Raw genomic sequence first — 899 nt, 5'->3', positions numbered from 1 at the left:
GTTCGAGACGAAGTGGTGATTGTTGAGCAAATCCGAGTGGGTGCGCTTGAGCATGAAAACCCTTGGCAATATGAAATTGTTGCAGGAATCATCGATACCGACGAGTCACCAGAGCAGGTTGCGCGCCGCGAAGCGGTGGAAGAGGCCGGAGTTGAAGTCTCCCACGTGCTGCCGATTACCTCGTACTACCCATCATCAGGCGGCTGCTCTGAGAAGCTCGATGTGATGGTTGGCTGTGTCGATGCGCCCACAGCTAAAGGCGTCCACGGCCTTGACTACGAAGGTGAAGACATTCGCGTGCAGGTGATGAGCCGTGAACAGGCCTATCAGCTAGTAAAACAAGGTGTGTTCGAAAATGGTGCTACTATTATTGCTTTGCAATGGTTGCAATTGAACTACCTAGATTTACAGTCACAGTGGAAAGAGTAGCGCTATGCCAAATATAGCGGTGAAGAAGCCGTATCATGTTGATCTTGCTGAATTGATGCGAGTTTATGAGACAAATTACGCGAAATTGAACGCGCTACTCCCATCTGGACATGAGGTTGGAGATGTGCGTTGTTATCAAGCGGTTAATATGGTGTATCAATTGACAGTGAATGAGGTCACAAAATACACCACATTAATAGATATATGTCAGAGTGATGCGTTGCCAGTATTCCCTTTGCCAAAAATGTCTGTCAGGCTATATCACGACGCTCGCGTTGCAGAAGTGTGTGCCAGTGGGGACTTCTCAAGAGTCAAAGCAAAATACGACTACCCAAACACCAAACTTCTGCAAAAAGACGAGAAATTTCAACTCAATAAGTTTCTTGGCGAATGGTTAACGTTTTGTTTAAAAAATGGAATCAGTCGCACACCTATTACGCTGAGTTAGCGTACGTTTGAATACTTTGAAG

Annotated in this window: 2 protein-coding genes; both read left to right on the top strand. The window is 46.2% G+C overall.

The window, feature by feature from the left end; all coding sequences use genetic code 11:
* Positions 1-429 (top strand): NUDIX domain-containing protein (locus KIV40_RS30935; RefSeq protein WP_285353120.1); only part of this gene is annotated, 429 nt, incomplete at its 5' end.
* Positions 430-433: 4 nt separating this feature from the next.
* A complete protein-coding gene (locus KIV40_RS30930; RefSeq protein ID WP_285353119.1) occupies positions 434-877 on the top strand; it encodes a DUF1249 family protein in 444 nt (147 codons plus the stop codon).
* Positions 878-899 lie beyond the last annotated feature (22 nt).

The sequence above is a fragment of the Vibrio sp. D173a genome (assembly GCF_030248475.1).
This window is presented reverse-complemented; position numbering and strand designations above follow the sequence as displayed.

Bases quoted from the DNA above. Each gene is read 5' to 3' on its own strand.
- KIV40_RS30930 (WP_285353119.1), top strand. From the start codon at position 434: ATGCCAAATATAGCGGTGAAGAAGCCGTATCATGTTGATCTTGCTGAA.